The organism is Chromatiales bacterium 21-64-14 (assembly GCA_002255365.1).
Taxonomy (GTDB): Bacteria; Pseudomonadota; Gammaproteobacteria; order 21-64-14; family 21-64-14; genus 21-64-14.
Map to the genome: position 1 here is coordinate 1 of NCBI01000067.1, position 8930 is coordinate 8930.

Annotated in this window: 12 protein-coding genes; 10 read left to right on the forward strand and 2 right to left on the reverse strand. The window is 66.1% G+C overall.

Annotated elements, in window-relative coordinates; genetic code table 11:
• The 6 genes from B7Z66_15280 to B7Z66_15305 all read left to right on the forward strand — a co-directional run.
• Nucleotides 1–199: hypothetical protein (locus B7Z66_15280; GenBank protein ID OYV74776.1), on the forward strand; the 199-nt coding region annotated here is incomplete at its 5' end.
• Nucleotides 200–214: 15 nt separating this feature from the next.
• The gene (locus tag B7Z66_15285; protein ID OYV74777.1) at nucleotides 215–514 is read left to right on the forward strand and encodes a hypothetical protein; all 300 of its coding nucleotides are present in this window, start codon (nucleotides 215–217) and stop codon (nucleotides 512–514) included.
• The gene (locus B7Z66_15290) at nucleotides 511–1848 is read left to right on the forward strand and encodes a hypothetical protein (GenBank protein ID OYV74778.1); all 1338 of its coding nucleotides are present in this window, start codon (nucleotides 511–513) and stop codon (nucleotides 1846–1848) included. Before B7Z66_15285 ends, B7Z66_15290 begins: the two co-directional genes overlap by 4 nt.
• Nucleotides 1849–1863: 15 nt before the next feature.
• A complete protein-coding gene (locus B7Z66_15295) occupies nucleotides 1864–2061 on the forward strand; it encodes a hypothetical protein (GenBank protein OYV74779.1) in 198 nt (65 codons plus the stop codon).
• A gap of 1 nt (nucleotide 2062) precedes the next feature.
• Nucleotides 2063–2251 (forward strand): hypothetical protein, encoded by a 189-nt coding sequence (locus tag B7Z66_15300; GenBank protein ID OYV74780.1) that lies wholly within the window; start codon nucleotides 2063–2065, stop codon nucleotides 2249–2251.
• Nucleotides 2252–2254: 3 nt separating this feature from the next.
• Nucleotides 2255–4414 carry a hypothetical protein gene (locus tag B7Z66_15305; protein ID OYV74781.1) on the forward strand — a complete coding sequence of 720 codons (2160 nt, stop codon included), beginning with the start codon at nucleotides 2255–2257 and terminating at the stop codon, nucleotides 4412–4414.
• 86 nt (nucleotides 4415–4500) lie between these two features.
• On the opposite strand, the gene B7Z66_15310 is transcribed toward B7Z66_15305, so the two are convergent.
• Nucleotides 4501–4860 carry a hypothetical protein gene (locus tag B7Z66_15310; GenBank protein ID OYV74782.1) on the reverse strand — a complete coding sequence of 120 codons (360 nt, stop codon included), beginning with the start codon at nucleotides 4858–4860 and terminating at the stop codon, nucleotides 4501–4503.
• A gap of 14 nt (nucleotides 4861–4874) precedes the next feature.
• Between B7Z66_15310 and B7Z66_15315 the strand changes: the two genes are divergently transcribed.
• On the forward strand, nucleotides 4875–5234 hold the full coding sequence (locus B7Z66_15315; protein ID OYV74783.1) for a hypothetical protein: 360 nt from the start codon (nucleotides 4875–4877) through the stop codon (nucleotides 5232–5234).
• Between the two features lie 41 nt (nucleotides 5235–5275).
• Nucleotides 5276–6076 (forward strand): hypothetical protein, encoded by an 801-nt coding sequence (locus tag B7Z66_15320; protein ID OYV74784.1) that lies wholly within the window; start codon nucleotides 5276–5278, stop codon nucleotides 6074–6076.
• A 2-nt stretch (nucleotides 6077–6078) separates the two neighbouring features.
• On the opposite strand, the gene B7Z66_15325 is transcribed toward B7Z66_15320, so the two are convergent.
• Nucleotides 6079–6990, reverse strand: coding sequence for a hypothetical protein (locus B7Z66_15325; protein ID OYV74785.1), 912 nt, complete (start codon nucleotides 6988–6990; stop codon nucleotides 6079–6081).
• Nucleotides 6991–7187: 197 nt separating this feature from the next.
• Here B7Z66_15325 and B7Z66_15330 point away from each other — a divergent pair, with 197 nt between their 5' ends.
• Entirely contained in the window at nucleotides 7188–8396 is a 1209-nt protein-coding gene (locus B7Z66_15330) for a hypothetical protein (protein ID OYV74786.1), read from the forward strand.
• A 66-nt stretch (nucleotides 8397–8462) separates the two neighbouring features.
• The coding region (locus tag B7Z66_15335) for a hypothetical protein (protein ID OYV74787.1) at nucleotides 8463–8930 on the forward strand (468 nt) is incomplete at its 3' end.

The following is an 8930-nucleotide window of genomic DNA, read 5'->3' on the forward strand; positions in this document are numbered from 1 at the left end:
CTACACCATGACCCTGACCAACTCCCTGGTCACGGCCGCTGCTGCTCCGCTGCTGGTGGACATCCGCTCCGGCACGAACACCGTGGACGGAATGGTGCCGACCAGCGTGACCAACGGCGCGGGCGACTCGGTGTTCGTGTTCACGAACAACGGGACGGCGGCGCTCAACGGCACGATGGTCATCGGCTGGGCGCTCTGACGGGCGCTTCGGCCGATGTCTGATCTGCCTGCTAAGCGCGTGGTCGGGCGCCCCTTCAAGAAAGGCGAAGGGGGCCGGAAGCTCGGCTCGCGCCAATATATCGCGAAGGCGTTCCTGGACGCGCTGCGGGCGGACTTCGATAAGCACGGCGCCGCTGCGCTCGCCAAGATGCGGGATGAAGACCCTTCGACCTACATTCGGATGGTGGCGCGTTTGCTTCCCACAGAGGTGACGGGCGCAGATGGTGGCCCTGTCGCGACTGAGGTGGTGTACCGCTGGGCAGTGGCGGGAGAGGACGGCCCCACGCCTGAATGAGTGCGGAGATCGTCACCCTCCCGTTCGCCCCGCGCCGCTGGCAAGTCCCGCTGATCGAGTGCAGCGCGCAATCCATCGTCGCGGTCGTCCATCGTCGGGCCGGCAAGTCAACGGCCTTCATCTGGCGCGGGCTGCGGAAGGCACTCACGCACACGCGGTCTCACATTCCGGCGCACCGCCGCAACCTGAAGGCCGATCCGCCGCGCGTCATTCATGTGCTGCCGGCGCAGGTCTCGTGGAAGCGCACCGGGCTATGGGACAAGGTGGCGCGCGCCGCCGCTGAAATCCCCGGCGCCACGGTGATGAAGTCGGAGATGCGCGTCATCCTGCCGAACGGCGGCGTCTACCAGTGCGGCGGCATGGACAAGCCGGACTCCTGGCGCGGCGGCCTCGCGGACGAGGTGATCGAAGACGAGGCTGATGACGTGATCGCCACCGGCCTGGATATGGTGGTCGAGCCGATGCTCGCCGACTATGCCGGCTGCCGGGTGAAGATCGGCACGCCGAAGGGCAACGGACGGCTTGCGGCGGCCTACGACAAGTGCGACCAGGCCGCGCGGTTCCTGCTGCCCTGGCAACTCACCGGCGCCTTGGACGACGCGCAGATCGCGTCCTTGCGGGCCACGCTGGACGAAGAGGAATTCGCCCAGGAATTGGAATGTTCTTTCACCGCACCGAACAGCGGCTCATACTACGGCAAGTGGCTTGACGCGGCGATTGCGGAGGATCGGGTCTGCCGCGTGCTCTACGACCCCAAGCTCCCCGTTTACACCGCCTGGGACTTGGGGATGGACGACAGCACCGCGATCTGGTGGTTCCAGCGTTCACCGGGCGGTGAGTGGCGCTTTCTCGAATACCATGAGGACAGCGGCCCCGGCCTCGATACCTACGCGAAGATCGTCATGGAACGGCCCTATGTGTACGGCGCGCACTACCTGCCGCACGATGTTCAGGTCCGCGAACTGACAAACGGCGGCCAATCGCGGCGCCTCTATCTCGCCGGCCTCGGGCTGCGGCCCATCATCGTGGTGCCGGCCGCCAACCCGGCGGATCGCGTCACGGCCTCGCGCAACATCCTGCCGCGCGCCTGGTTCGACGCTACGGGCTGCGCGGAGGGGCTGAAGAAGCTCCGCGCCTACCGGCGCCAGTGGAACGAGAACATGGGCGTTTGGCGCGCGGAGCCTCTGCACGACGAAGCCTCGCATTGCGCCGACGCCTTCGGGACCGGCGTTCAGGGATCGCAAGACCCAGCCCGCGTGCCTGTCGCGATTCCGCCTTACGTGCCGCCGAAATTGAACATGCCCCTGAGCCGCCCCGGCTCTTGGATGGGGTGACAGAGGAGCTACCAGATGGCCCGTGATCCTGGCCGCGCGAGCGGCGACGGCATGAAGATGGCGATGCGCGCCGGCAGCGGCAAAGGCAAGCCGGCGCGTCCGGCTGATCCTGGCCGCGCAAAGGGCGATGGCATCAAGGAAGCGATGCGCGCCAAGAGCGGCAAGCCCTCGAAGCTGTCGCCGATGGGCGGCGCGATGAAGCGGGAGCGGTAGGTTGTCGCTGCTCGACCGCGACCGCCCCCTCCGCCAGCCGATCATGTCGGCCAAGGCGCTGGCACCCGAGCGCCGGCTCAGCCCCGGCAAGCCGGCCGGCGAGCAGATGGCGAAGTCTCCGCTGTCGGCGCCGATCCCGAAGGGTCGTGACCAGACCGGGGCGCCGGCGCGGCAGCCGGTGAAGCGGTAATCTGTGGCTGACGACGAAGACGCCGACGACCGCACGCTCCCCGACCATGAGGGCGACCGCGATCAGCGCATTGTGACCCGCGCCCATCGGCGGTTCAAGCGCGTGCAGACCTATGAGAAAGAGGCCCGTGAGAACTGGCTTCAGGACTACAAGTTTGCGAACGGCGACGCCTACAACCACTATCAGTGGCCGAACGAGATTTACGTCGCTCGGTCCGGTGCTCAGCGCCCGACCCTGACGATCAACAAGACGCAGGTCCACAACCGCCACATTATCAACGACGCCAAGCAGAACAAGACCGGGATCAAGTTCCGGCCGGTCGGCGACGGCGCCACGGCGGATGCGGCGACGATCTGGGAAGGCATCGCGCGGCACGTCGAGAATATCAGCCGGGCGCAGGCCGTTGCGTATGGGCCCGCGATCGAGTTTCAGGTGCAGGCCGGCTTGGGCTTTACACGCGTCGCCACTGATTACGTCGGTGATGACTCGTTCGACCAGGAGATTTACTTTCGCGGCGTTGACGATCCGCTCGGCTGCTACCTCTGCGACTACACCGAGAAGGACGGATCGGACGCCCGCGCCGGCTTCATCGTGGCGGACAAGCCCCGCGAGGAGATCGAGGCCAAATACCCGGAGTTGAAGGGGCGCCTGGCAGCCGCGAACGCGGTGGACGGCGAGGATGCGTCCTGGCTACGCGACGATAAGGTGCGCGAGGCGCTGTATTTCGAGATCGAGGAGGAGCCGGACGTGCTGCTCGGCGATCGGGCATCCGGCACCACGATCCTCCGCAGCGTCATTACGGCCGACCTGCTGAAGAAGTGGGAGGCCGAGGCCGAGCAAGGGGGCGAGAGCCTTCAGCGCCGCGATGTAGTGCGGAAGCAGGTGCGCTGGTACAAGATCGTCGGCGACATCATCGCCGAAGAGGGCGACTGGCCCGGCCTCACGATCCCGATTGTGCCCTGGGTCGGCGAAGAGACGGTGATCGACAAGCGGCTCGACCGCCGCGGGCACACCCGCTGCCTGCTCGGCCCGCAGCAGATGTTGAACTACAGCCGGAGCGCAGCCGTCGAATACGGCGCGCTTCAGAGCAAGTCACCATATCTGACGCCGGCCGAAGCGATCGGCGACTACCAGACCTATTGGGCCTCGGCCAACACCACGAACCACGCCTACCTGCCGTGGAAGCACAAGGACGATCAGGGCAACCCGATCCCGCCGCCGGTGCGCCAGGACGCGCCGCAGGCGGCGCCGGCCTTCCTGGAGGGGTCGCAGGCCGCCGAGCAGGACATGCAGCTTGCGTCCGGCCAATATGACGCCGAATTGGGCGCGCCGGGCAACGAGCGCACCGGCGTGGCGATCAACCAGCGGCAGCGGCAGAGCGAGCGGGCCACCTACCATTTCGTGGACAATCAGGCGATCGCAGTGCGGCGCCACGGGCAAATCCTGTTGGAGATCGTGCCGCGCGTCTACGACACGAAGCGGCTTGTCCGGATCGTGAACGAGGCCGGCATTGAGTCGCATGTGATGGTCGATCCCTCGGCGCCTGAGGCTCATTCGGTCGGGCCGAATGGCGAGATCACCTTCAACCCGAACCTGGGCCGCTATGAGGTGGTCTCGGATGTGGGGCCGGACTACGCGACGCAGCGCCAAGAGGCGTTCAACGCGATCGTGCAGATTCTGACGCAGGCCCCGGCGCTGATCGACCGCATCGGCGATCTGCTGTTCAAGGTCGCGGACTTCCCGCTGGCGGACCAGATTGCCGAACGGCTGAAGCCAGGGCTGCCGCCGGCCGCCCAACAGGCCGTCGCGGAGTTGCAGAAGCAGCTTCAGGGCCAGAACAAGCTGCTCGGCGAGGCCATGCAGGCGCTGGCCGAGGAGCGGCTCAAGGTCAAGAGCGGGGACGCCGAGCAGGCCGTGCGGGCGTTCGACGCCGACACGCGGCGCCTGGCGGTCGTGAAGGACATGCTTCCGCTCGATCCGGCCGACATGCGGGCCATGATCCACGAGACGGTGCGGCAGGCGCTACAGGACAATCTCGGGCCTATCGTGGCGCATCTGTCGGCTGGCGTGGGAGTGGATACGTCCGCCGCAGGCCCACCGGGTGCTACCGGGCAGCCGCCGCTGCGGCAGGAAACGCCACCGACCGGCGACATGATGCAGTGAGGGGTGCGGATGGCATACCCCTCCAACCCGCTTGCGATCGGCTTTCCGAACCCCTACGCTGTCGGGGTGAACCCCATTGCGGCGCGCTACACGGACCCGAACGCGGCTGCGGTTGCTGATGCCGGCGCGGCAACCTTCCCGAACGCGCTTGCGGCGATGGCATAGACGCTGGGGGCGCTTACCCCTTCGATACGACTGGGCGAGAGGCATATCTCAAGCTCGCCAAGCAGATCGGAGACAAAAAGGCGTCTGCCGCTCTCGATGCCGCTGGCGTTCCGGGCATTAGCTACCTGGACGCCAATTCTCGCGGCGCCGCTGTAGGCACCCGCAACCACGTCGTGTTCAACCCGAAGCTGGTCACGATCCTCCGCAAGTATACCGTGCCGCTCGCCATGACGCCCGCCGCTGGCGCCGCTGGCTTGGCCGCGCACCAGGCCGCAGACCAAGGACCGCCGCCCGCATGAAACCCATCGCCCGATCCTACGCCGGCCTGAACGCCCACCGCCTCGTGGCAAGCGTCGCAATCGAGATGGCCCAGGAGCTATTCGAGGTCTACGTCCGCGACAACGGCGTCTACCGCAAGCTGCGGGCCGATGGTCAGGTGACGGAGAAGGCCGCGCGCCGGCTGTTCGTGGAGCGTGTGGCGCCCCGGCTGTTGGAAGATGCCCGCGCGCAACTTGCCTCCATGCTCGGCCCCGACGCGCCGACCTGCGAATACACCAAGGAGCAGATTTACGAGGCGCTGTGTCTCGACTCTGACCTCCGGGCCAATCGGTTCGTCGCTGAATCGCAGGCGGTGATCCCGAGCACGATGCACTAACCCTCCGGCGGGGCCAGCCGAGCGGATAACGAAGGACTCCCATGAGCGAGACCCAGAGCCTCCAGACCGAAGCCGAAGCGCCGGCCCCGGAACCCGAAGTCCCGGCCGTAGCGCCCGAGACGCCAGTCGCCGAAGCGCCCCCTGCGCCCGAACCCACCGAGGCCGAGAAAGCAGCGGCGGCGCGCGAGACCAAGAAGCAGGAGGACATCCGCAAGCGCATCAACGCGCTCACGCGGCGCGGCGCCGAGGCCGAGCGGGAACGCGATGCACTCCGGGCCGAACGCGACGCCATGAAGGCGTTGCTGGAGTCCCGCAATCCGCCGGCCGAGCCGGAAACACCGCGCCCCGCGCCGACCGCCCTCCCGGATGACGTGATCCAGGCGCGGGCACGGGAGCTCCGCGACGCCGAGCGGTTCCAGGAACGGACCCGCGATCTGATCTCCAAGGGCGCCAAGGAACTGGGCGCCGATACGTGGAACGAAAAGACCGGCATCCTGGCCGAGATGGGCGCGACGAACAATCAGGCGTTCATGCAGGCGCTGGCCGAGCTACCGGACGCCCACAAGCTCGTCGCGTATCTGGCCGATGACCTCGACGTGCTCAACGGGCTGCTGGCACGCGGCCCAGTGGCGATGGCCGCCGAAATGGGGCGCATCACGGCCGCCATTACGGCCCCGGCACCCCGGACGCTCTCAGCCGCGCCGAAGCCCGCCGCCTCTGTGTCGGGGCGTGCTGCGGCCGATCCTGACGTTTACGACGGCAGCCTTTCGATGGCCGAGTATGTGAAGCTGCGGCGCAAGCAGGCGCCGGCTTCGCTGGGTGGGGAGAAGGCGCGGCGGTAGGCTTAGGGCTTGGCGGCTTTGCGCTTGGCCCAAACCTCCTTCATGCGGCGCCCGTGTTCGGCGCGGGCTTCGGGGTCGGCGAAGCGGGCGGATTGTCCATCGGCGCGGGACACGCTCTGACGGGCGCGATATTCGGGGTCTTTCCAGCGTTCAAGCTGGAACTTTGACACCTTCGCACTTGTGGCGTTGCGGACAGCAGCTTTTGCCTTCTTGACCTCCGGCCGGTTCATGGCTTCCGTAATTCCGGCGATGCGTTTGGCGCGGCTTTCAGGATCGGCCCATGATTTTGATCGGGCCTCCTTCTGTTTCTGGCGATAGGCTGGGTCCGCCCATTTCGCTTGTTGCTTCTCTGCCATGAGGGCCTTGAACTCCGGGTCGGCCCAGCGTGTTTTGGCAGCGGCGGCGCGAGCGGCTTTTGCTTCTGGGGTGCGCGATCCCTCGCGAACGGCTTCTATGCGGCGTGCGGTGAACTCTGGGTCCCCGTGGAGCGCCTGCAACGCGGCTAACCGCCTTTCGCGGAAAGTCGCATCGGCCCACATGGCTTTGCGTTGCGCGGAAAGAAGCGCCCTTGCGGCATCGGACGCGACAACGCCGGAGATACCGGCTTCCATGAGGTTGTAGGTATCCTGGAATGACGCGAGGCAATCTATTTCTGCTTCGTTAAGGGCGGCAGCCCGCTCCTCTGGTGGGGTGCTGCTAAGATCACGGAAGATACTAAAGGAGAACGCCCCCGCTCCGTATTTGGCCCACGCCCGTTGCAAGTAGCAATTCCGGTGTGTGCCAGATGAAAGGGTGGAACGGTGGACATCCCAACGCTTCCGGATGTTGATAGCCTGTCCAACGTAAACGACCCCCGTCACCGTGTTGGTGATGAGGTAGATGCCAGGGACGCTGGTCTTGCTTCGGGTGCTCATATGAGCGGTCTAGCAAGCCAACAGTCCGCTGTCAATAGACCCTCCCGGTTCGGGTAGAGCCGCGCGGCTAAGACTAACTTCCATCGGCGAGCGACTAGACCAGTATTCCGCCGGGGTTGTCATTGAGTAAGTAAGTCAAGAACCGTTCGCGGTGAGACCGATACTTACTCTTTCACAGTCCTACAGGAGTATGTGTCATCGCCAACTCACTTTTGACTATCCAAATGATCGCGCGGGAGGCGGTTCGTCTCTGGAAGAACACCAACGCCTTCATGCGAAATTTGGATACGCAGTACGACGACCAGTACGCCCGCGAAGGCGCGAAGATCGGTTCGTCCCTGCGTATCCGCCTGCCGGTCGATTTCACGGTGCGGACGGGCGCCGCGGCATCCTTCCAGGATGTCAGCGAGCAGTTCACCACCCTGACGCTCGCGACCCAGCAGGGCGTGGATATGTCGTTCCCCTCCATCGACCTCACGCTGTCGGTGGACGACTTCGCGGAACGCTACATCGCGCCGGCGGTGAACAACCTCGCCGGCCAGGTGGCCGTTGCGGTGATGTCGGGCGCCGAGGGCGGCGTCTGCAACTACATCGACAACGAGGCGGCCGGGGCGATCATCACCCCGACGATCAACACCTTCCTGACCGCGAACGCCATCCTGGACACGCAGTCGGCGCCGACGCTCAATCACCGCGTCGTCACCAACCCGTTCACGGACGCGCGGATCGCCGGCGCGCTGTCGGGCCTGTTCAACCCCGCGACCGAGATCAGCGAGCAGTATCGCAGCGGCGCGATGAAGAACGCGCTGGGCCTGGACTGGATGAAGGATCAGACCGTCATTCAGCACACCTCCGGCAGCTTCTCCGCTGGCACCGTCTCGGGCGCCGGGCAGTCCGGAACCTCGATCGCCACGAACGCGATCACCGGCACGCTGGCGAAGGGCGATATCATCACCTTTGCCGGGGTGAACGGTGTGAACCGGATCACCAAGGCGGACTACGGGCAGCTTCGCCAGTTCGTCGTGACCGGGCCGGTGGCGAGCAGCGGAACCTCGATCGGCATCTATCCGGCGCTGATCCCGCCGGGCGCTGGCGGGGCTGCGGTGCAGTACCAGACCGTGACCGCTTCGCCGGCCAACAGCGCGACGATCAGCCTCGTCGGCCCGGCATCCGCGACCTACCGGAAGAACATCGCGTTCGTCCCCGAGGCCGTCACGATGGCGACCGCCGACCTGGAAATCCCGCCTGACGTGCAGGCCGGCCGTGACCAGTTCGACGGGGTGTCGATGCGGATGGTCCGCCAGTACATCGTCGGCACGGACCAGACCGGCACTCGTCTGGATATCGTCTACGGCTACCTCTGGGTTCGCCCGGAGTGGGCAGTCGTGATCGCCGACGCCTTGTGAGGATGACGGCCGCCCTGGTTCGCGCTGGGGCGGCCGTTTCCGTTTTCTCTCAACCCAGGAGCCGCTATGACTTTGGAATCTGAGATCGCCCAGGAACAGTTTCTTCAGCGCGGGGGCGTGCTGTCGCGTGCGATCGCGGCGAAAATCGAGAGCGGCGAGATGACGCGGACACACATCTTCCGCGAGTATCCGAAGATGCTTCGGATCAGCAAGGGCGTGCAGTCGATCGCGTGCTCCACCGAGGATATCCGTGGCAAGACGCGCGAGTGGACCGAGGAGCGCGAAATCTTCGACGAGATCGTCGTCCATTCTGAGGAAGAAGAAGAGCGCGTGATGGCCGGGGGGCGCACCTCCACGCAGCTTGAGCAGGAGCGTGTCGATCTTCTGGCCCGCTGCCGCAACGCCGGCATCCGCGCCGACCCGCAGTGGTCCGCGGTGCGGCTGCGCCGGGAGCTTGGCGAGGCGATGGACGCCGCGCCGGCCGACGATGAGACGAGGCTCCATGCCGAACTGGAGAAGCTGCGCCGCATGAAG